Origin of the sequence: Staphylococcus sp. AtHG25, from assembly GCF_003217445.1 — a bacterium.
Lineage (GTDB): Bacteria > Bacillota > Bacilli > Staphylococcales > Staphylococcaceae > Staphylococcus > Staphylococcus haemolyticus.
Window position 1 is genome coordinate 205,583 of sequence record NZ_QJSN01000003.1, and the last position, 23,360, is coordinate 228,942.

Genomic DNA, 23,360 nt, shown 5'->3' on the forward strand with positions numbered 1-23,360 from the left:
AGTGTTTTTCATTATTAATCTTCATTAATTACATTTAAGAAACGACGTAATTCTTCTGTCTTAGGATGTTCGAATATTTCGTCTGGTGTACCTTGTTCACCAATACGTCCTTCGTGTATAAAGACGATTTTATTTGAGACTTGGCGTGCAAATCGCATTTCATGCGTTACAATCACCATTGTCATACCTTCATCAACTAATTCTTTAATTACTCTTAATACGTCATTAACTAATTCTGGATCTAATGCAGAAGTAGGTTCATCAAACAACATTACTTGCGGATTCATAGCTAGTGCTCTAGCAATTGCTACACGTTGTTGTTGACCACCCGAAAGTGCATGTGGACGTTGATCTTTAACACTTGTTAAACCAACTTTTTCGAGTAATCCCATTGCTCTTTCTTTCGCATCTGCTTTACTCATTTTCTTTACAGTTACTAATCCTTCCATTACATTTTCTAATGCAGATTTATGAGGAAATAGATTATAACTTTGAAATACCATACCCGATTGCTTGCGTACGCTCATTTGAGACTTTTTATTATTAGCGGTATAACTTTCACCATTAACACTAACATTACCTTCAGTCGGAATTTCTAAAGCATTAATCATACGTAGTAATGTCGTTTTACCTGAACCAGATCGTCCAATAAGTGTTATGACTTCCCCTTTTTCTACGTTTAAATCAATGCCTTTAATGACTTCTTTATCATTGAATGATTTATGGATACCACTTAATTCAATCATGAGTTATACCCTCTTTCAATATATGATTCATAGAAGCTTTGGATAACTGAGATAATGAAGCAAATTACCCAATACATAACCGCTACAAGAATATAAATTGTGAAATATTCATATGTTGTAGACGCTACCTCTTGAGCTTTACGGAACATTTCTGCAACTAAGATAAAGCCAAGTAATGATGTATCTTTAATTAAACTTAAGAATGTATTTCCTAAAGCTGGTATTGAAACACGGATCGCTTGAGGTAAAATAATTCTTTGAATCGTTTGTCTATAGTTCATTCCTATAGAATAAGCCGCTTCTGTTTGACCTTTAGGTATAGAAATAATACCACCACGGATAATTTCTGATGCATACGCACCAACATTAAGTGACAAACCGATGATAGCTGAAACAACTGATGATAATGTCCATTGTTCATCAGCATTACCAGTTACTAAGCGTCCTAATTCAGGAATACCATAAAAGATTATGAATAACTGTACGATCATCGGTGTACCACGAATAATTGAAACGTATACTCTTGCGATACCTTTTAAAACTTTACTCGTTGAAATACGCATTAACGCTGTAAATAAAGCAATAATCAAACCTAAGATAAATGTAACTATTGTTATTGGAATAGAATATTTTAATAAACCTTCCAACATTGGTCCAAATGCTTGCCCTGCCGCATCTAATGCATGTTGTTGTTGACTATTTAGGCTCAGAAACATTTTCACCGAACCATTTCTTACCAATTTCCGCTAATTTACCATTTTCTTTTAATGTTTTAAGTCCATCGTTGAAATCAGATACAACTTTATCATCAACATCTTTGTTAAATGTGAATGCTGATTTACTTTGCTCTGCATTTCCTTTGATTGCTTTAATTTTAGCGTTTGGTTTTTGTTTTTTATAATCTAAGTAAGATAAGCTATCGTTGAATGTACCATCAACACGATTAGATAATAATAAGTCCATCGCTTGGTTAAAGCCATCAACTTTAGTAATATCTGAACCTTTATCTTTAGCTAATTGACCATAGTTAGACGTGAATGTTTGAGCCATTTTTTTACCTTTGACGTCATTAAATGATTTAATGTTCTTTTCATTTTCACGTACTACTAAAACTGCGCTTGAATAAGTGTAAGGTGTAGAGAATTTATATTTTTTCTCTCTATCTTTGTTTACACCAACTTGGTTAGCAATAACGTCAAAACGTTTCGCATCTAAACCAGCAAACATTGAATCCCATGATGTTTCATTAAATTTAAGTTTATAACCTTTTTCTTTTGCAACTGCTTTGATTACATCAATATCGTAACCAGTTAATTTGTCTTGTTTATTGTGGAACGTGAATGGTGCATATGTACCTTCAGTACCCACTTTCAGTGTTTTACTATCGCTGTTACTACTACTTGATTTAGAATCACTATTTTTATCAGATGATCCTCCATTACCACAAGCAGCTAACACAAAGATAAGTGCTAAAGCAACAAATAAAAGTCTTTTCATCTACCTTGTCCTCCATATTCCTATTAGATTAGTCAGAATAAATTAATTCTAATCTCATGGGTGGGAATAGTCAACATTATTTTACATTTGCCTAAGTGTTCAGAATGTTTGGATATTAATAAAATAAAAAAGAGACCTAGACATAGAACGTTTTTGTTAAAGGAGCCCTCTATGGTATCCCTTCTATGAAAAAATGCTTAAATATTTTCAACGTTCGTCTTGATCTCTTATTTTAACTATATAAAGTTCATTTAATTATTTTGTAATTTAGCTTCTGCCTTAACCTTTTTCTTACTTTTAATTAAAAATGTAAGCAATAAACTGATGACTGTAATAATAACGGCAAATAAAAATCCTGAATGATAACCATGAAGCATGGCATCAATTTGTATTTGTCCTGCCATTTCTTTTTTATCCATACTTTGATAATCACTCATCGTCGGTTGGAAATTCTTACTTGCTGTACTTAATATTGTTATTAAACCTGCTGTTCCAATTGAACCAGCAATTTGCTGAATGGTATTTGTCATGGATGAGCCATGAGCATTAAGTTCTGGTGTTAGCTGATTCATTGTATGCGTCATTATTGGCATCAAGCCCATTGCAATTCCAATCATGCGAATAGCATAAACAGTTGCCAACATTATCGTAGATGTATGTTCATCCATGACTACAAAGTAAAAAGTAGTTATAAGAACAATAGACATACCAATTATTGCTAACACTTTAGCACCAAATGTTTCGTATAACCAACCTGAAATAACAGACATGATAGCCATAACAATTGCTCCAGGTAGTAAGATGAGTCCTGAATCGATAGGCGTTCTTCCTAAAAGATTTTGTACAAACATAGGCAATACTGTTTCAGAACCTATCATCGAAATCATTGTTGCAGCCATAATCGCTAAACCAACTGCAAACTCTTTATTCTTAAACACTTTGAAACTTAGTAATGGCGTTTCAAGTCTCTCTTGACGCCAAATAAATATTCCGACTAATAGTATACCGCCTATTATCGTTATTAATACTAGTGGATCATCCCATCCATCACTTGAAATAGAACTAACACCGTATAATAATCCACCAAATCCTAATATAGATAATATTATAGAAATGAGGTCAATAGGAGTTTTAACTGTTGTTCCAACGTTTTTAATAATTTTTAAAGCTATAAGAAATGTTATTGCTGAAATCGGTGCTACGACATGGAAAAGTGATCTCCAGTCAAAATATTCAACTAAATAACCCGATAATGTAGGACCAATTGCTGGTGCAAGACCTATGACCAATCCAAACATTCCCATATATTTACCACGTTCATGTGGTTTAAAGACATCTAGAATTGTTGTCATCATCAGTGGCATCATAATACCTGAGCCTAATGCTTGAATAATACGCGCGATTAAAAGGATTGTGAAGTTTGGACTAAAACCGCCTAACATCGTCCCGATAAAGAATATCAGAATTCCAGTTAGGAACACTTGTCTTGTTGAGTATCGCTGTATAATGAATGCAGATAATGGAATGACTACACCATTAGTTAGTAAGAATGCAGTTGTTAGCCATTGTACTTGTGAATATTCAATGTTAAAATCTTTCATTATTCTCGGCAACGCTGTTGTGAGTAGCGTTTCATTTAACAACCCGAAAAAGCCACCTAACAACATCGTAAATATCATTACTAATTTTTGTTTATGTGACATATTATTCCCCTCCTATCTACCTAAGCTTTCAATAGATACATTTGACTATTATACATATATAATTTTAAATTTCATATAAATTGTTTGTATTATTTTGTAAATCGTAATAATTACTATTTACTTTTAGCTTACTTTCCTTTATCCTTTTTAAAAAGGAGGAATCAAATATGAAACAAGATTTACAAACAGCACGTCGAAATTTGAATAGTCCTAATATCAAAACTCGCAAACGTGCATTAAAAATAATTAAACAATACAAACGTAATCGTAAATCAGCTTAATGTTATCTATTTCTTCCATAAATAACTCCTACAAAGAAAAAAGGCTGTGACTAAATAAAATGTCTCAGCCTTCTTTTACCATATTGGCAGTAGTTGGTTGATTTGAAAATGCGCTTAAATCAAGTTTTTTCAAACCTACTCATCCTCGTCGGGATGGGACCACGAATTTATTTTAATTTCTGCCCCGCTCCCACTACTTTAATTTAATAATTATAAATAATAATGATCAATTACATTTAAATTGTCATCTAATTCGTAAATAAGTGGTGCACCAGTTTTAATTTCATAACCAATGATATCTTCATCAGATACATTATCTAAATATTTAATTAATGCACGGATTGAATTACCGTGTGCAGCTACTAGAACTGTTTCTCCATCTAATAGATGTTGAGAAATCTTATCTGTCCATATAGGTACCACACGTTCTAACGTTGTTTTTAAACTTTCAGAATAAGGCATCATACGATGATCTAAATGTCTATAACGACGATCTTTTAAATATGATTCACGTTGTTCTTCAGTTTGTGCTGGTGGCTTAACGTCATATGAACGTCGCCATTGATGCACTTGTTCTTCACCAAATTCTTTTCGCGCTTCATCTTTATTAAGACCTTGTAATTTACCATAATGACGCTCATTTAAACGCCAACTTTTATGCACTGGAATCCACTCTTGATCTGATTCAGCTAATAAAAATTGAGTTGTCTCTAATGCTCTCGTTAACAATGAAGTAAACGCCACATCAATTTCAATGCCATTTTCTTTTAATTTATGTCCTGAAGTAATTGCTTCATTTCGTCCTTGCTCAGATAGTTGAACATCTTCCCATCCTGTAAATAAATTTTTAGCATTCCATTCACTTTGACCGTGACGACATAATATTAATTTTGGCATATCAAAACACCTTCCTATACGTTAGTTTTAATTGAATGATTTTGTTTAAAATGACTTAAAACCAATCACTAACTCTAAATTTACTTCCCTATGCTTTGCAACAAATAACCTACTCTTTTTCTATTACATTTATTATAAAACTATTTCGTTAACTTTCATAATATCTTAAATTCACGCCATTTTTGGCATAAATGACGTTAGCTTGTCATGTTCGTTACCTTCAGTTCATTTTTGATACTATCTTTTGATATTGTAGTAACCTATGTCATTAAATGAGGTGTTATAGTGATTCTACCGTAATCAACAGCAAGACATATTGGGATGCATAATCTAAAAGGATATTAAAAGATACGTAATTATGACTTTACTTAATTTAATAGCAATTTTAGATTACTTACAAAAAACCAATTTCTAAAGAAGATTATTTATTATGAAGAAATCAATTTTTGCATTAATGACAATGGTATCTTTAGGTGCCGCAGGATTAGAATCCGGTCAAGCACATGCGAGTGAAATGACACATGGTCAACAAAATCAATCTTGTCAATATAATCAACATACACAATTACAACACAATCAACCATCTCATCAGAGTCAACATTCTAATGTAGCATCAGCTGCAACTACACAAGCTAATACAACTAATGTTACTGCTAATACATCATCAAGTAACTCCGAATCTACGGCCGATAATAGCTCATCTAGCAACATTTCAAGTGATGACAATTCATCTAAAGAAAGCTCATCAAGTGAAAGTACATCTTCAGTATACAAACAATTTATCGCAGCTGGCGGAACAGAAGAATTATGGGAGAAAATTGTCTTACCTGAATCAGGTGGAGACCCTAATGCGTCTAATGGACAATATCATGGTTTAGGACAGACAAATCAATCTTGGGGCTATGGCTCTGTCGAAACGCAAACAAAAGGCATGATTTCATATGCTAAAGAACGTTATGGTTCAATTGAAGTTGCAATTAGTTTCCGTGAATCTAACGGTTGGTGGTAAAATTTAACAGAGCTTAAGTTCTGAGGCAGAACGCTTAGAATTTATGTTTAAATAACTCGAAAAGCGTCCGGGACATAAATTTTCTGGATAAGTATAACAGACAATTTCTATTGAAATAATATAGGAATTGTCTTTTTTTATTTTAATGTAGAATTCCATATGAATTCAAAGTATTTTGGTGCGACTCTTGGCGTTTTAATTATTGAACACAAGTGCTGTTGCACTTGTATAAGGCGTTCTAAGATAGAATACAAAACATAGTTGCGAAGACTCCTAGGGTAGGGTAGAGCAGTGCCAGTCGAAGACTACAGGCTGAGACGGCATCCCAGGAACGCGAAGCAACTTATGTGAGTAATCATCTATCTAAGAACGCCTTTAGAGGACTACAGGCACGAGCCTTTCCTGCAAGAAAGTGTCGCAACTATAATGAGTAAAAATTCATCTAAGAATTTCTTTACAACCCAGTCCCCTAGGCAATTGAGCCAATAATACGAAGTATTATAAATAAAGAAGCTAGTAAATGAAGTTTTTAAGAGTCATTTACTGGCTTCTTTATTCGTAATCACTATTTTCAGAAAAAAATCATTAAAATTAACAATGCTTTTGTTCAGAATCTATTCATCTTACTTTTACAAAGTATCCGGTTCTGGATGTACATATACTGATGATATACCTTTACTATGCAAGTGATTCTCCACTCGATCACAAATATCATGTGCTTGTTGAAGAGACAAATGTGCATCAACAACAATCGTTACATCTAAAAATATACTACTTCCATGGTAGCGTCCTTTAAGATTGTTCACATCTTTGACATCATCCACTTCCAATACAATATTACGATATTCTTCAAGATCCTGTTCATTGAATCCATCGCTAAGTGCAAAAATTGACTCTCTAAAAATACCAAATCCGGTATAAATAATTAAAAATCCTAGAATCGTTGCTAAAATAACATCGACAATAGGTAAACCAAATTGAGTAAATACTAGACCAATTGCCGTACCCATACTAACTAATCCATCTGATAAGTTATCTTTTGCAGCGGACTTTAACGAACTACTCATCGTTTTCTGAGCTAATCTATGATTTATTGCAAACACACCTATCATAATTAACCCACTTATTAAACTTACAAATATTGTGACTACATTTGGTGTATTGTGCTCATTTGTAAATATTCTAGGTGCATTTTCAATCACAACTTGAATACCCACGAACATGATAATAAATGATACCAACAACGTTGAAATATTTTCAGATTTCAAATGACCATAAGGATGATTTTTATCTGCTGGTTTTATTGAAATTTTCAACCCAACAATAACAGCTATAGATACAATAATATCTGTCATATTATTCAAAGCATCTGCTCTAACAGCTGCTGAATCAAAAACAAATCCAGTAATATATTTAGAAACAGATAAAATAATGTATACTACTAAACTTAAATAAGCGCCTCTTTGTGCCAATTTAAGATTTTCACTTTGAGACATTTTGTTAACCACCTTAAATGCTTTAATATCAATAGTATGTACTATCAAAATATGAATGACAACGTTTTTTGATTTCTATAAAATCCGTATAATTAATCTAATTAAATTTTTAGCAAAACCTAAATTTCACTTTAGCTAAAGCTATAAAATTGTCACTCTTTAAAGTCATTTGAAGTTTCGTATTATAAAAATAAATCACCTAAAGTTGCACGTCATTTAATCCTTTAAAATCCACTTTGAAACAATAAATGTAATTGGAATAGTAATAATTAAACCTGCAAATGGTGCGATTTCAGATGGAAATTGAAACCACTTAACAAAGACATATAATAATAATGTTTGCATACCCATATTTATAACTTGAGTTAATGGAAAGCTTAAAAATTTCTTAAGCGTTGGTCTTACTTTATAAACGAAATAACAATTTAAATAATAAGAAATAACAAAACTTACTAAGAAACCAGCAATATGACTAATCATATAATTCACGTGAAATAATTTTAATAATAATAAATACACAATATAATAATTAAGGGAATTAATCCCCCCCACAATTATAAATTTAATAATCTCAAAGTGGGTTTGATTCAATTTCATCGTCTTTCTCCTTTGTCGTCATTTTTTCTTTTTTAATTTTCAAACGGCAGTAGTTTAAACGAATATTTTTCTGAAATATGATGAAACTCTTTGAAGTTAGTTAAATCTGCTTCATCTGCTGGTGTAATTTCAAATAGGTAAGTTTCATAAGGTAAATGTGATAATGTTATGTGACGCTTATTGCTATCAATTTGCGATTTTACATCTTCTAGTCGTTGTTCACTACGAATATGTACATCAGTGAAAATAATTATATTTATAATTGCAAAGATAAGTATACAACTTTTTAAAAGATTATAATGGTTCAACGTCAAAATGCCTAATTCTGAAATTAAACTAATGAGTACAATTATACAAAGTAAATATGCTAAATAAAATTGTCGAACTGAAACTTCAGTAATTAAAATAACTGGTAACACACTAATTGTAATAGAAACAAGTGACATAAAAACCAACAATCGATTATATGGTAATTGAATGACTAACTTACATGAAATTGCAATGCTAACCATCATTATAAGACACAATAGAGTATTAATGATTTCAAACGTAAATGTCTCTGACAATTGTTTCAAATTAAAAGGTTCATATATAAAGATTTTATATATAGGCAATATACAAATACCTATTTGTAAAATGATTCGCTTTATTGTAGGTAAAGTTAAGAACGCGCTACTTTTTAATAGCAATATCATTAGAATAATCACTATTAAGGATAAAATAATAATATTATTAAAAAAGAGATATCTTGGAATATCTTTTAGAAGTGATATTTCGAACTTATGGTTTAACCCAAGCATGTCTAAGTGTCCTCTTAATGCCTCAACACTTGAGAAGATATAAATATATTTATCATTTAATAGCATCACCATCGCCCCACATAATGAAAGCAACCAACCAAGTACCAGACTATAGTAAAACTTATGATTGCGTATGGCATAATAAATCATTCCTACAAGTAATATACTGGCATTATAAAAAGCTAAAGGCTCAGCAAACCACTGTCCCAATGTACATATTAGCCAAAATATAAAAACTTCAATACGACTAAATTCATCTTTATTAAGTAATACTTTTATTATAAAACTTAAGATATATAAAGAAAAACATGTGCCAAAAACATATGTATAAAAAAATTCAAAATTACCATAGCTTTGTGCAAACAAGGAATTGGGTATAATAAATAATAAAACAGTGCTTAATATTAAATAATTTGTGTCACCAAACTGATTCAATAATCTTAATAAAAGTACCACGATAAAGATTGATATAAACGCAAATGATAATGTACGAAGTAATATAGAATGGACACTTGCAAATTCTAATAAATTGCTAATGTATCTTCCATTAAAATTATTAAAAACATTTCTGACCACTTGCATACCGTGGCCACTACCCCAAAACCAATCTGTACTATGTAAAGGGATAATGTAGCCTAAATAGCCATAATATAGGATCAATCCAATCATCCAGATGTAAAATTCATGATGTTTAAGTCTATGCATGTCGAACTCCTTTATGTCATAAAGTTAATTAAATTAGCACTCGTTTTGGCTCAACTAATTATATTATATTCTTTTTTTATTAATTATACATTCAAATATTATTTTATACTAATTTTAAATATATAAACTATTGGAGGTCTACTAAGATGAATCTTAGAAAAATAGTCATTGCCACTGATTCATTTAAGGAGAGCATGTCAGCTAAAGAAGCTGGTTTAGCAATACAAGATGGTTTCAAGAAAATATTTCATGAAGATATTCACTATGACATTATCCCAATGGCAGATGGTGGTGAAGGTACAACAGATGCTCTAAAGGAAGCGCTTAATGCTAAGACGTACACCATTCCAGTTCATGACCCATTGCATAGAAACATTGAAGCTTCATATGCACTTTCCCAGGATAATCAAGTAGCTATCATTGAAATGGCTGCATCATCAGGACTAGATTTATTGACAGATGAAGAACGTAATCCACTTATTACATCTACTTACGGTGTTGGAGAAATAATATTAGATGCGCTTGATCATCATGTTACTAAGATCATTTTAGGCATTGGAGGAAGTGCTACCAATGATGGCGGTAGTGGCATGTTATGTGCATTAGGCGCTCAATTTCTTGATTCTAAAAATCAACCTTTAAAACTCGGTGGCGGCTACTTATCTGAGCTAGCAAAAATTGACTTTTCAAACTTAGATCAAAGACTTAAGCACGTCACATTTGAAGTTGCTTGTGATGTGACAAACCCGTTATTAGGTGCTAATGGCGCAACTGAAATCTATGGTCCTCAAAAAGGTGCTGACGCTAAGATGATACCAAAGTTGGATTCCGCACTTACAACCTATCATGATATGATAGAACGAGAACTAAATGTAAGTGTCAAAGATATCCCAGGTGCCGGTGCTGCTGGTGGATTAGGTGCAGGTATCCTCGCATTCTTCAATGCGTCACTTTCTAACGGTATTGATATTATATTAAAAGAAATTGACTTTTCGAGAAGAGTGCAGGATGCAGATCTTGTCATAACTGGTGAAGGAAAGATGGATGCTCAAACAGTCTTTGGTAAAACACCTATCGGAGTAGCTAAAGCAGCAAAAGAACATCACGTTCCTGTTATAGCTATTTATGGTAGTCTTGCCGAAGGATACCAAGATGTTTATAAGCATGGCATTGACAGTGCATTTAGTTTAATTGAGCAACCAGAATCATTGCCTTCATTATTAAATAACGCTAAACGAAACATGACACATACTGCTGAAAATATTGCAAGACTATTCAAACTAACTATTTAAAATATGAGGTGACTATCTTGAAACGAACAGACAAATATAAAGATTCTTACAAATATGATGAACAATATCGCAAACGTAACCGACAAAGCGCGGATGGACGTGCGCGTCATGAACGACGCGAAAGTCATGAAGCATACAATCGTAGCAATTCACGTTATCGAGATGATGATCCGAGATATCGTAATGATGACCATCGATATCAAGATGATTATGATTATCGTGAGGATTATCGCCGACGTAATGATGAATACGATGAAGATGGTAATAGATACTATAACGATCGTGACTTTAGACGCGAACAACAGTTAGAAGAAGAGAACGAAAAAAATAAGAAATCTAAAAAATGGCTAATTGCTATTATTGCAATATTGTTGATTATCGTAGCGGTATTTGCCACAAGAGCAATACTTAATAACAATAGTAGTGATAACCAACAAACGAATAATGCTTCTAATGACAACAATGTATCTAAAGATTATAAAAATGAAGTACAAAATCAAACTGATAATATCAAACAACAAGTAGAAGATGCTAAAAATGACATTAAAGATAAAGTAGATACTGACTCAAGAATTAAACAAATTCAAGAGGATGTTAATAACTTAAAAAATAGTGAACAAACTGGTGAAGATTCTAAATTAACTAAATTTTATCAAGAGCAAGTCAATAAATTAAAAGAAGCTAATAATGCTCAACAAAATAACGAAAGCCAAAGTAAAGTTAATGACTTACTCAACGATGTAAATACAAAATTTGATGAAATTAAAGAGAAATTAAATAGTATTCTTGGAAATTCAAGTGATACAAATTCACAATAATTGGCTTGATTGAGAAAGCTTATATTCAAAACTTTTTGAAAGTTAATCAACCTATATTAGGCGACACAATGAATTCTGTGTCGCTTTTTTATTTTGTAAATTACAAATATACAAAAAACCTTTATAATGTAGTTTGCAAACTTTTTAAGGAGAAACATTATGCAACCTTCAACTCATACAAAATTACCCCTATTGCTTCTAATAGTATTAGGTGTAATGACTGCATTTGGACCTATGATTATTGATATGTATTTACCCGCATTACCTGAAGTACAACATCAATTTAGGTCATCGACATCTGAAATACAACTTACATTATCATTTGCAATGATAGGTTTAGCACTTGGCCAATTCCTATTTGGCCCATTATCTGATGCATATGGTCGTAAAAGAATAGGTCTTATCATATTATGTATATTTTTCTTAGCCACACTTAGTGGCGTATTCGCTACTAACCTAATTTTATTTTTATGTATTCGTTTTACCCAAGGGTTTACAGCCGGTGGTATTATCGTTATAGCCAAAGCTTTCGCTGGAGATAGATACGAGGGCGATTTATTAGCAAAATTTCTAGCATCATTAATGGTCGTGAATGGTATTGTTACTATCATCATGCCATTACTCGGTGGACTATCATTAGCACTTGGATCATGGAGAATTGTATTCATTATCCTAACATTTATAAGTCTATTAGTACTATTAGGCGTCGCTACAATGATGCCAAAGACACATAAATCGGAACACAAATCACTTAACTTTAAAGACATTTTATTAGATTTCGGTAGTCTAATGAAAAAACCACGATTCATTATTCCAATGTTTCTACAGGGGTTAACGTATGTAATGTTATTTAGTTTTTCATCCGCTTCTCCATTTATTACGCAAAAAATTTATAATATGACACCTCAACAATTCAGTATCATGGTCGCTGTTAATGGTGTCGGTTTAATTATCGTGAGTCAGATCGTCGCACTTCTTGTAGCTTATATTAATCGTTTCAAACTTATGATTTATTTAACCTTAATACAAGTTGTAGGTGTCATTTTAATTGTGATTACACTTGCAGTTCATGGTCCCTTATGGATTTTACTTATCGCATTTTTCTTAAATGTATGTCCTGTTACGTCTATTGGGCCACTTGGTTTTTCAATGGCAATGGAAGAACGTACTGGTGGTAGTGGTAATGCGTCTAGTTTATTAGGACTATTCCAATTTATACTTGGTGGTATTATCTCTCCTATTGTAGGACTCAAAGGACAATATGACACAACCCCATACATTTTCGTTATTATGATAACAGCAGTCATTTTAATAACACTACAAGTGATTTATTTTAGAAATCATCGTAACCCAGCATAATAAATCTTTTATTCAATATAACTAGAAGATTAAGACAAAGGATTAAAATGCTACATAAAATCATGCAGTAGTCGACTAAACTGAGAAGATGCTCATATCGAGCTTTTCTCAGTTTTTTGCATTTCATTTTAAAATGAGGCCATTAATTTAAAATCAAAGTTACTCGTTCACAATATTTTAATAACTTTCCAACAAATAGGTGACAGCTATATTTTTTCTAATTGATAATTATTATTAACGATTATAATGAAAGTAAATAAAGGAGGAGTTTTAATGATTACAAATGAATCTATCGTTGCAGAAATTGTTACTGATATCCCACTAAGTGCTGATATTTTCAGAAAATATGGCATCGACTTTTGTTGCGGTGGCAATATATCTATAAATGAGGCAGTTAAAAATAAAAAAGTTGATGCAGAAACTTTAATAGATGAAATTAATGAACTTCCAAACCATGATCAAGGAAACATTAATGTGAAATATCTTGATGCACCGTCATTAATTCAATATATACAATCTCGCTATCACGAAACAATACGTGAAGAATTTAAGAATCTATCCCCTTATGTTACAAAAATTGCTAAAGTTCATGGACCGAACCATCCATTTCTAATTCAGTTACAAGATTTATATCGTCAATATCGAGATGGTATGCTTGAGCATATGGCTCAAGAAGATGAACATGATTTCCCAGCGTTAATTAAACTTTCTCATGGTGAACAAGTAGATCATTCATCTGATATCATTCAAAGCTTAGTTGACGACCACACTCAAACAGGACAATTACTTGAAGACATGCGTGAATTAACTAACCAATATCAACCTCCTAGTGAAGCTTGCCAAACTTGGAGGTTAGTATATCATCGTCTAGAGAATTTAGAACGTGAAACTCATGAACATGTACATTTAGAAAATCACGTACTCTTTAACAAATTCAGTTAGAACAGGAAGTGTTGACTACGGTAACTAAAATAGCCGGCCATACATTTTTAGCACAATTAGGAAAGAAACGTTTACGACCAGGGGGTGTGTTAGCAACAAATTGGCTTATAAATAAAAGACACTTCACCAGTGGCAAACGTGTTTTAGAAGTAGCTTGTAATATGTGTACAACTTCTATTGAATTAGCTCAAAAATATAATTGCCACATTGAGGGCGTAGACTTAAATAAAACCGCTTTAGAAAAAGGTAAACAAAATGTTTCGAAACACAATTTAGATAAGCTTATTCATTTAACGCAAGCCAATGCTATGAAATTACCTTTTGAAGATAAGAGTTTTGATATTATTTTAAATGAAGCGATGCTAACAATGTTGCCTTATCAGATTAAGGAAAAAGTGCTAAATGAATATTATCGAGTATTAAAGCCGAATGGCATTATACTTACACATGACATTGCAATTATTAATAGACAAGAGGCAACAACGGTCATTGATGAATTAAGTAACGCCATCAATATGAAAGTTACACCTTTATCGCCTGAAGATTGGTATCAACTCTATCAAGAAGCTGGTTTTTCAAATATTGAGTCTAAAGTAGGTCCACTATCTTTAATGACTCCAATAGGCATGATTCGAGATGAAGGCCTCCTTGGTACGTTAAAAATTATTAAAAACGCTCTAAAATTAACTAATCGCAAAATGTTTATCAAAATGTTTAAAACAATGCGTAAACATAAAAAGAATATGAATTATATCGTTCATGCAATTAGAAAATAAATTGTGAAAGTATAACAAGAACTGAGAAACGCTTAAAAGAGTGCCTCCTCAGTTCTTTTAATTACAGTATTTTATAGTTTTGTAATACCTATTTTATCTAAATCTTTTGTCTGATCCTCTATAGGAATCCAAATTTCCGTAATATAATCACTACTTTGGGTATTTCCTGGTAAATAATGTTCAAACATAGGTGCTCTAATCGTCTTAAATTTAGCTTGAGGTAATAACTCTTGATAGATTTTAGGCATTATCGATTTAATCGCTTCGGGAACTTTTCCTTTCGCATCTATAACAACATACTTATGAGCTGACAATTCGAGTGTATTAAAGTGAGAATCATTATTATTCGAATTATCACAAGGTACACCAATGAAATAGTCGAAATGATTATCTTCTTTCTGTAAAATGACGCCTAACAATCCTGATAATGTTTGATTACTAAGTTCAATTAAATCATCTACAACCCCATCATTATTTACTTTTTGCCAAAATGACGGTATATCTTTTTGCATCTCATCGCCACTCTCATACTTTCTTAAGACACCGATGAGTTGAACATGATTTAACTGTTCCAATTTATATTGTATTGCCATTCAAATGTCCCCTTTTTCATTTATTCTATATCAATAAAGTCAAAATCCATATTAATATACGAGATGACCACTAAGGTATATAATAAATTTACTTAAATTAAGTGATGTAAATCATAAAAGTGTCTTTGAGGAGAATAAGGATGAAAAGAACGATATTATCAATCAAACCAATTAGCCAATTATTTCCAATTCCAATGGTCATGGGCTGCGAAGGTGTTTCAGCAGCAATGTTACTTCAATATAACAGTCATAATATTAAAGCAACTGAAATTATGAAACATTGGCCCAAACATCCTAATAATCCCTATAAAGGCTATGTGGGTCATCACTTACTTGTCAAATTGGGTCATCATCAAACCATCTTTCCAGATGCTTATGTTCCATATTTACAAACAATTGATTCACGTATTGTTGATGGCACAGGTACTGACCTAACATCGTTAGAGACCGTAATCGATTCAGGTCAACCGGTCATCATGTACCACACGAGTTTAGGACGTAAACCATTTCGAAAACACTTTACATTTGATGATCATGAGAAAGCACTCGTTTCTAACATTCATGTTACGCTATTAATTGGATATGATGATAAATATTACTACTATATAGATCCCTTATGGAGTCATTTATTTAAAATTGTTATCTTTCCTGCTATAGTTCCTAATCGCTTTCAAATTATTAAAATTGCAAAGTCGAAATTAGAACGTAGCTTTAACGCTCCTGGTCGTACATGTATTTATCTTAAAGTAAACACCAATGATTAATAGTTACTGTTAAGTGAGGTCGAGATAATTTAAGACACTTCCCGATCTCACATATATTTTATTCATCACTAATATCAAATGTTACTAAAGCGTTATTGATTTCTTGATTAATATCACTCGTTCTCCATTGTCGTTGATACCCTAAGCAGGGACAAATATATGTGATGCCATTTTCACTAATCATCTTGCGAAAATGCACATGCCCCATAATGCTATAACGAATGGAATAGGTTGAATAAAATTCATCAAAGTCCTTAGTACCAATATAAGCATTAAAGAAATCAAAAATGCGATGCGGCATAGGTACTATAAATTGAGGATGCGTAACAATGTGTGTCATTAAAATAACATGTTTATCTTTCACTTGTTCTAAGTCTTCTTGTATTTGTTTAGCCGCCTCTTTAGATAACACTCTATCATCAATATCCCAATCAATTTTCACTTTATCTTGCCATGTGGCACCATAATATTTCCCTCTTTTAATTCGATCCAAATCAAATTTGCTATCCGCATAGCTATAATCATACCAAGCTGTATGTCCAACAATTGCCCAATTATTATTAATAATATAAGGTTTTCCGATTAAACAATCTGGCTTGCTAGCATAAAATTCATAAATTTGCTTTGAACTGAGTGATGCTTCTGAAGTCCAATAGTCATGATTACCAGGCACGAATAAGATTGGTATACGACATTTTTCTTTTAAGTCTTGAATAAATTGATAACCTTGCTGAAAATGATTAGACATATCTCCTGCAATTAATAATAAATCAACACTTCTTTGTTCCACAATATGGGCGAGTGCATCAAGATATGCTTGTGGCTCTAGTTTAGGATGTCGATCGATATGTAAATCTGAAATTGTACCTATCTTCATTAATGTCTTCCCTCTTACTTGTTTTGAATTGAAATCATTATGTCATATTTATTATTAATAATAAATAAATCTGTTTATTAAATTTTCAGAAATTTGTTTATATTTTATACAATAAAGAGTATAATAAAATTACCTTTTAGCAAAGTTACATAATTTGTGAACAATTAGTATCAAAATCGCTTTTTATCTAAAATTTAACAGCTATTGAACAAACGCTATACTTTGTTAAAAGAAAAAATTTTTTGCATAAAAAGAAAGCGTTTACAACTAAAAATTAAAAATCGCATCATTGCTTTCTAAGGAGGAAGTATATGGCTAGACAGTTGGAAAGAGAACTAAACAACAGGCATATTCAATTAATTGCGATTGGGGGCGCAATTGGTACAGGATTATTCCTAGGTTCAGGACAAACAATTGCTTTAACAGGACCTTCCCTTTTACTAACATACATGATTATTGGTATGGTCATGTTTGCATTCATGCGAGCACTTGGAGAATTGTTATTAAGTAATACACGCTTTAATTCATTTGTAGATATTGCGAACGAATACATAGGTCCCTTTGCCGGATTTGTCATTGGTTGGACATATTGGCTCGCTTGGATTGCTTCAAGTATGTCAGATTTAACAGCAATGGGACAATATTTTAGTTTTTGGTTCCCACAAGTTCCACATTGGATTACCGTCTTGTTCATAGTATTAATGTTAATCTCTTTTAACATGTTAGGTGCAAGATTATTCGGTGAATTGGAATTTTGGTTCTCAATTATCAAGATTGTTACTATTATTGCGATGATCATCGTTGGACTTGTCATGATATTCTTCTCATTTAAAACATCTTATGGTCATGCATCGTTTAGTAACTTAACTAATCACGGCGGTATCTTCCCTAATGGACCATTTGGATTCTTAATGGCATTCCAAATTGCCGTTTATTCATTTATTGGTATTGAACTTATCGGGGTAACTGCTGGTGAGACGAAAGACCCTAGAAATGTAATTCCTAAAGCGATTAATAACGTGCCTATACGTATCTTATTATTTTACGTCGGTGGTTTATTAGTCATCATGTCGGTTATTCCTTGGAATAAAATAGACTCAAATAGTAGTCCATTCGTAACGATGTTTAGTTTAATCGGCTTACCATTCGCTGCCGGACTAGTAAACTTTGTAGTATTAACTGCCGCAGCATCAGCAACAAACAGTGGTATTTATTCTAATAGTCGTATTTTATTCGGACTTGCTAAACAAGGTTTAGGACCTAAAGTTTTAAGCAAAACAAATGGTAGCAGTGTTCCCTACTTATCTATGTTAGTATCATCTGGTACCTTATTAGCAGCAGCATTGCTTAATTTTATTTTCCCAGATGCCATTAAATTATTTATTTATGTTACAACACTGTCAACTGTTCTATTTTTAGTAGTATGGGCAATGATTATCATTTCTTATATTGTTTTCGTTAAAAAGAATCCAGAAGAACACCATAAGAATAAATTTAAACTCTTTGGCGGACTTAAGACAGCATATGTCGTACTCGCATTTTTCGCGTTTGTGTTTGTACTACTATTCTTTAGCGAAGATACAAGAGCGGCCATTTTCATTTCACCAATTTGGTTTATCTTCTTGTTCATCTTTTATAGAAAATACAAGTCTAATGCAGAAGACTTAGCAGAACGAACTCGTAGTCAAGGTCGTAATTCAATTAATTATTAATCATCACATTAATTAATTGATAAACGAAATTTTTCAATTTATATAAGCAAATTAAACTGAGAAGATGCTTAAATCAAGCTTTTCTCAGTTTTTATATTTTTATGATTTTAACTCTGTTCTCACTATAATACAACTTTATTCAACTACTCCCACTTTTAAACATTTCAAACAACTCTATATTGATAACCACTTTAATTCATATATCCGTTTATAGACACTTAAATATGGTAAATAGGTTGCCATTTTTGGTAGCTTATCATGTCACATGGTAAACTATTAGTATTCATTTTATAAAGGAGTTATTCATGGAGCTATTAGAAGCATTTTTATTATTTATATTCGCAGTTATTATTAGTTCTATTATTTATAATAGGTTCCCTAAAATTCCTACTGCTTTTATTCAAATCGCATTGGGTGTCTGCTTATTTGTGCTACCTATTCCAATGCACTTTGAATTTGAATCGGAAGTCTTTATGATGGCTGTTATCGCCCCTCTGCTATTTGTGGAAGGTACTCATATTTCCAGAACAAAGTTACTTGAGTATCATAAACCCATTGTTCTTATGGCAATGGCCCTTGTATTTACTACCGTTATTGGTGTAGGTTTCTTTATTCACTGGATTTGGGCTGATTTACCAATGCCAGCCGCATTTGCAATTGCTGCAATTCTGTGCCCTACTGATGCAGTCGCAGTTTCCGCAATTACTAAAGGTAAGATATTACCTAAAGGGTCAATGTCAATTCTTGAAGGTGAATCGTTACTTAATGACGCTGCAGGTATCATTTCATTTAAAATTGCAGTTACTGCACTTGTAACTGGTAGTTTTTCAGCGTTTGATGCAATAGGCCAATTTATTATTTCAACTATTTTAGGTGTGTTAATTGGTATCATTGTTGGCGCACTAGTCGTAACTTTAAGAGTTTATTTAACTGCCAATAAAGGGATGAATGATAGTAATACGTTAACATTCATTCAATTACTTACTCCTTTCGCCGTTTATTTTATTGGCGAGGAGCTTCACGCATCAGGAATTATAGCTGTAGTTGTCGTTGGTTTAATCCATGGTTTAGAACGCGACCGTTTAATTCGTGCCCAAACGGAATTACAAATGAACTATAACCAAATATGGAATACGCTAAGTTATGCATTAAATGGCTTTGTATTTGTAGTGTTGGGATATATTGTTCCCGAAGTAGTTATGGAAATTATTCATGACGAACCACAAAACATTGTATTTTTAATTACAACCGCCCTATTAATTGCGCTAGCGATTTATGTATTTAGATTTGTTTGGGTGTACTTATTATTTAAAGATTTTTACTATCCAAACAACGTTCAATCTTATTTAGATGATGAAGAAGATGCTGGACCACCGAAGCGTAATCACTATGCCTTTATTATGACGATGTGTGGGATACACGGTACCATTTCTTTATCAATGGCATTAACACTTCCATATATGATGGATGGTAACCAAGAGTTTATATATCGTAATGATCTATTATTCATCGCTTCATTTATGGTATTAACTAGCTTAATTCTCGCCCAAGTTGTTCTACCGTTTATCACACCATCTGAAAAGGTCTCAGAATTTAAAGGTATGTCCTATCAATCAGCTAAAATATTTATGGTTCAACAAGTACTTGATACTTTTAAAAAGAAAAACTCTGAAGAAAAAAGTATGGATTATCGACCAATATTAAATCAATATTTTAATGAGTTATCATTCTTAATCAATATGGAACCGGACAATAAAAATACGAAGGAATTACGTCGCCTTCAAGAAATAGCTGAAGAAGAAGAAACAAGAACACTAGAACGATTAATCGAAAAAGAAAGAATTACTAAGAAGGATTTAACAGACTATCGCAATATTATGGAATTCAGTCAATCTTATCGTGAAATGTCTATTCTAAGAAAAATAAGTCGTTTCTTTAAATTGATTGGCTTACGATTTAAAGCTCGTAAAGAATCACGAAAAGAGGCACATCGCATTCATAAAGAAAACCGTGCATTATTAAAAGAAGAACATCATGCTACATCTGAACAAAATAAAATGGATATTAAAGCTAAGCGTGAAGAATATAAAGCTGAACGTCAAAAAGTAAAAGACGATAAAAAGGCACAAAGAGAAGAATTTACAAATAGCTTTAACAAAGTGCAACAATTAATGCGTGTTGTTAATCACAATATTATTATGAAAATGCGTCAAGAACAAAATAGTTCAAATGTCTTAGAAGTGAGTTTAATTATTAACCAATATCACAATCTATCTCGTACGATTCGTCACAATAAGAATAAAAAGCAACAAAGAAATCAAAACAAAGAAGTATATGAACTTACTACACAGCAACAACAAGATGTAAAATTGGAAGCATTATACATCCAACGCACCATTTTAGATGAATTAATTTCACGAAATAAAGTAACTAATGAAGTTGCAACCCAATTACGAGAAAACATCAATTACAATGAAATCGTTCTAGCACATGAAGTAAGCAACGCTCACTAAAATCAATTAAAGCCCATAGATAATGTAACCTTGCATTATCTATGGGCTTTTCTATAAGTTTATTTGTGTAATTTAAATGGTACAGTTGCCAAAATAACATTCTTTTGATAGAACAAGTGCATTTTTAATCTAATACTCGTTTGATTGTGTAAGAAGTTATGCCAAGATTTTTTTGTAATAAACTGAGGCACAACAACTGTAATGACATAATTTTTATCATTCGCTTTTTTATTGATCTTATCAATAAATCTTGAAATTGGTCTAATGACACTACGATATTCAGAATGTAAGATGACTAAACGCACATCTGGATAATGACGTTGCCATTTTTCAGCAAAGCATTTATCCGCTTCATCACCAAAGGAAACATGTACTGCTATAACATCATCAGCAATCATTTGAGCATAATACACTGACTTATCAATGGCTGATGTAATCGTACTTACAGGAACAATCGCTAAATTTTTATCAACGATTGGCATATCTTGCACCATCGCTGTCGATTTCAACTGTTTAGCAATATCTTTATAATGACCTTTGATACGTAGGAATACAGTCACAATTAAAGGTAAAAATATCAATATTGGCCATACATGGCTACATTTAGTGATCAAGAAGATCATAAATACGATAAATGTAATTGTTCCACCTATCGCGTTGGCAATCAATTTACGAGACCACCCCTTTTCTCTGCCTCTAATCCATTTTAGCACCATGCCATATTGAGCTAATGTGAACGGAATAAATACACCTACAGCATAGAGTGGAATTAAGTTCTCAGTTTTACCATCAAAAATGATAATAAGTAAGATAGCCCCAACACCTAAAGTAATGATAGAGTTCGAATAACCTAAGCGATCTCCTCGAACACTAAACATACGAGGCATATATTTATCTTTTGCCATGCTAGCAGCAAGCATTGGGAATGCGGTAAAACCGGTATTCGCTGCTAAAACTAAAATCATTACTGTTGTTGCTTGAACAAAATAATAACCAGCATTGTGTCCTAGAATGTTCATTGCTAATTGAGACAATACGGTCGTTTCAGTCTCAGGCATTACGCCGTACCAATAGGCCAAACCTACAATGCCTACTAATAGAAATGCAAGGATGCCACCCATTGTAACTAATGTTTTAACAGCATTTTTCGGACCAGGATCTTTGAAATTAGTCACCGCATTAGATATAGCTTCGACACCTGTTAAAGATGAAGCACCAGATGAGAATGCTTTTAATAGTAGGAATAGCGTAACACCAGGCACAGCTGTTCCCACTGTTGCGTGCATATGTGGTTCAGCTTGGCCAGTTGCAACTTTCCATACTCCTACAACAATCATAATAATTAACCCGATAATGAATAAATAGACTGGATAAGACAATACTGTAGCAGATTCTGTCAATCCACGTAAATTCATTATTAAAATAAATAGTACTAGTAAACATGCAATCAATACTTTGTGATGATACAGTGACGGAAATGCAGCTACAAACGCATCTGCACCAGAAGCAATACTTACCGCTACAGTTAAAATATAATCAACAAGTAATGAACCACCAGCTACTAGTCCCCATTTTTCTCCTAAGTTAGTCTTAGAAACCATATAAGCACCGCCGCCCTTAGGATAGGCATAAATGACTTGGCGGTATGATAAGATTAAAGCTGCTAATAGTACTAATACTGCACATGCAATTGGTAACGTGTACCATGACGCCATAGCGCCAACGACTGCAAGTGTAATCAAAATTTGCTCCGGACCATAGGCTACTGATGACAATGCATCCGAGGAAAGTATTGCTAAAGCCTTGAAATTACTGATTTTTTCATTTTTCAAATCGCGATTTCTTTTAGGTTTACCAATTAAAAGTCTTTTAAATTGAGTGAACATAATACTCTTTACCTCTTTATATTCAAATTCAATGGATAAAATATACTCCCATTTTGATAAAAAGTATAGATGGCCCCACTATTTTAATGTGATTTAT

At 32.5% G+C, this 23,360-nt stretch carries 21 protein-coding genes; 10 read left to right on the forward strand and 11 right to left on the reverse strand.

Features of this window, described 5'->3' with window-relative positions; genetic code table 11:
• Positions 1–14: 14 nt before the first annotated feature.
• From BDW31_RS03975 to BDW31_RS03990, 4 genes are all read right to left on the reverse strand, one after another.
• Positions 15–746: an amino acid ABC transporter ATP-binding protein gene (locus tag BDW31_RS03975; RefSeq protein WP_053025051.1), complete on the reverse strand. Its 732-nt coding sequence runs from the start codon at positions 744–746 to the stop codon at positions 15–17.
• On the reverse strand, positions 743–1,462 hold the full coding sequence (locus tag BDW31_RS03980) for an amino acid ABC transporter permease (RefSeq protein WP_037550342.1): 720 nt from the start codon (positions 1,460–1,462) through the stop codon (positions 743–745). The genes BDW31_RS03975 and BDW31_RS03980 overlap by 4 nt, the downstream gene beginning before the upstream one ends.
• Positions 1,443–2,243: a transporter substrate-binding domain-containing protein gene (locus tag BDW31_RS03985; protein ID WP_037550106.1), complete on the reverse strand. Its 801-nt coding sequence runs from the start codon at positions 2,241–2,243 to the stop codon at positions 1,443–1,445. Before BDW31_RS03985 ends, BDW31_RS03980 begins: the two co-directional genes overlap by 20 nt.
• A gap of 251 nt (positions 2,244–2,494) precedes the next feature.
• The gene (locus tag BDW31_RS03990) at positions 2,495–3,946 is read right to left on the reverse strand and encodes an MDR family MFS transporter (RefSeq protein WP_053025052.1); all 1,452 of its coding nucleotides are present in this window, start codon (positions 3,944–3,946) and stop codon (positions 2,495–2,497) included.
• A 167-nt stretch (positions 3,947–4,113) separates the two neighbouring features.
• On the opposite strand from BDW31_RS03990, the gene BDW31_RS03995 reads away from it, so the two are divergent.
• The gene (locus BDW31_RS03995; protein WP_107609856.1) at positions 4,114–4,227 is read left to right on the forward strand and encodes a putative metal homeostasis protein; all 114 of its coding nucleotides are present in this window, start codon (positions 4,114–4,116) and stop codon (positions 4,225–4,227) included.
• Positions 4,228–4,437: 210 nt separating this feature from the next.
• Here the strand turns inward: BDW31_RS03995 and BDW31_RS04000 are convergent, their stop codons facing one another.
• Positions 4,438–5,124, reverse strand: a complete 687-nt coding sequence (locus BDW31_RS04000; RefSeq protein WP_037550112.1) for a 2,3-diphosphoglycerate-dependent phosphoglycerate mutase — start codon at positions 5,122–5,124, stop codon at positions 4,438–4,440.
• A 430-nt stretch (positions 5,125–5,554) separates the two neighbouring features.
• Here BDW31_RS04000 and BDW31_RS04005 point away from each other — a divergent pair, with 430 nt between their 5' ends.
• The gene (locus tag BDW31_RS04005; RefSeq protein WP_110709207.1) at positions 5,555–6,133 is read left to right on the forward strand and encodes an aggregation-promoting factor C-terminal-like domain-containing protein; all 579 of its coding nucleotides are present in this window, start codon (positions 5,555–5,557) and stop codon (positions 6,131–6,133) included.
• A gap of 629 nt (positions 6,134–6,762) precedes the next feature.
• Here BDW31_RS04005 and BDW31_RS04010 read toward each other — a convergent pair.
• The 3 genes from BDW31_RS04010 to BDW31_RS04020 form a co-directional block, all read right to left on the reverse strand.
• Entirely contained in the window at positions 6,763–7,629 is an 867-nt protein-coding gene (locus BDW31_RS04010; RefSeq protein WP_053025054.1) for a cation diffusion facilitator family transporter, read from the reverse strand.
• Positions 7,630–7,845: 216 nt separating this feature from the next.
• Positions 7,846–8,226 carry a GtrA family protein gene (locus BDW31_RS04015; protein WP_053025055.1) on the reverse strand — a complete coding sequence of 127 codons (381 nt, stop codon included), beginning with the start codon at positions 8,224–8,226 and terminating at the stop codon, positions 7,846–7,848.
• A 32-nt stretch (positions 8,227–8,258) separates the two neighbouring features.
• Positions 8,259–9,731 carry a hypothetical protein gene (locus BDW31_RS04020; RefSeq protein ID WP_053025056.1) on the reverse strand — a complete coding sequence of 491 codons (1,473 nt, stop codon included), beginning with the start codon at positions 9,729–9,731 and terminating at the stop codon, positions 8,259–8,261.
• Positions 9,732–9,877: 146 nt separating this feature from the next.
• On the opposite strand from BDW31_RS04020, the gene BDW31_RS04025 reads away from it, so the two are divergent.
• From BDW31_RS04025 to BDW31_RS04045, 5 genes are all read left to right on the forward strand, one after another.
• Positions 9,878–11,023, forward strand: coding sequence for a glycerate kinase (locus tag BDW31_RS04025; RefSeq protein WP_053025057.1), 1,146 nt, complete (start codon positions 9,878–9,880; stop codon positions 11,021–11,023).
• A 17-nt stretch (positions 11,024–11,040) separates the two neighbouring features.
• Positions 11,041–11,841, forward strand: coding sequence for a hypothetical protein (locus BDW31_RS04030; protein WP_053025058.1), 801 nt, complete (start codon positions 11,041–11,043; stop codon positions 11,839–11,841).
• A 159-nt stretch (positions 11,842–12,000) separates the two neighbouring features.
• Positions 12,001–13,200, forward strand: coding sequence for a putative multidrug effflux MFS transporter TcaB (gene tcaB, locus BDW31_RS04035; RefSeq protein ID WP_053025059.1), 1,200 nt, complete (start codon positions 12,001–12,003; stop codon positions 13,198–13,200).
• Positions 13,201–13,473: 273 nt separating this feature from the next.
• Complete coding sequence (gene scdA, locus BDW31_RS04040) at positions 13,474–14,142, forward strand: iron-sulfur cluster repair di-iron protein ScdA (protein ID WP_053025060.1); 669 nt, start codon at positions 13,474–13,476, stop codon at positions 14,140–14,142.
• Positions 14,143–14,153: 11 nt separating this feature from the next.
• Positions 14,154–14,918: a class I SAM-dependent methyltransferase gene (locus BDW31_RS04045; protein WP_053025061.1), complete on the forward strand. Its 765-nt coding sequence runs from the start codon at positions 14,154–14,156 to the stop codon at positions 14,916–14,918.
• A gap of 71 nt (positions 14,919–14,989) precedes the next feature.
• On the opposite strand, the gene BDW31_RS04050 is transcribed toward BDW31_RS04045, so the two are convergent.
• The gene (locus BDW31_RS04050) at positions 14,990–15,511 is read right to left on the reverse strand and encodes a GyrI-like domain-containing protein (protein ID WP_053025062.1); all 522 of its coding nucleotides are present in this window, start codon (positions 15,509–15,511) and stop codon (positions 14,990–14,992) included.
• 140 nt (positions 15,512–15,651) lie between these two features.
• On the opposite strand from BDW31_RS04050, the gene BDW31_RS04055 reads away from it, so the two are divergent.
• Positions 15,652–16,275, forward strand: coding sequence for a C39 family peptidase (locus tag BDW31_RS04055; protein ID WP_053025063.1), 624 nt, complete (start codon positions 15,652–15,654; stop codon positions 16,273–16,275).
• 58 nt (positions 16,276–16,333) lie between these two features.
• Here BDW31_RS04055 and BDW31_RS04060 read toward each other — a convergent pair whose 3' ends face one another.
• Positions 16,334–17,152, reverse strand: coding sequence for a metallophosphoesterase (locus tag BDW31_RS04060; RefSeq protein WP_053025064.1), 819 nt, complete (start codon positions 17,150–17,152; stop codon positions 16,334–16,336).
• A 311-nt stretch (positions 17,153–17,463) separates the two neighbouring features.
• On the opposite strand from BDW31_RS04060, the gene BDW31_RS04065 reads away from it, so the two are divergent.
• Together BDW31_RS04065 and BDW31_RS04070 are read left to right on the forward strand one after the other, a co-directional pair.
• Complete coding sequence (locus BDW31_RS04065) at positions 17,464–18,864, forward strand: amino acid permease (protein WP_011274948.1); 1,401 nt, start codon at positions 17,464–17,466, stop codon at positions 18,862–18,864.
• Between the two features lie 305 nt (positions 18,865–19,169).
• The gene (locus BDW31_RS04070; protein ID WP_053025065.1) at positions 19,170–21,377 is read left to right on the forward strand and encodes a cation:proton antiporter domain-containing protein; all 2,208 of its coding nucleotides are present in this window, start codon (positions 19,170–19,172) and stop codon (positions 21,375–21,377) included.
• 59 nt (positions 21,378–21,436) lie between these two features.
• Here the strand turns inward: BDW31_RS04070 and BDW31_RS04075 are convergent, their stop codons facing one another.
• Positions 21,437–23,263, reverse strand: coding sequence for an APC family permease (locus BDW31_RS04075; protein WP_053025066.1), 1,827 nt, complete (start codon positions 23,261–23,263; stop codon positions 21,437–21,439).
• Positions 23,264–23,360: the final 97 nt, after the last annotated feature.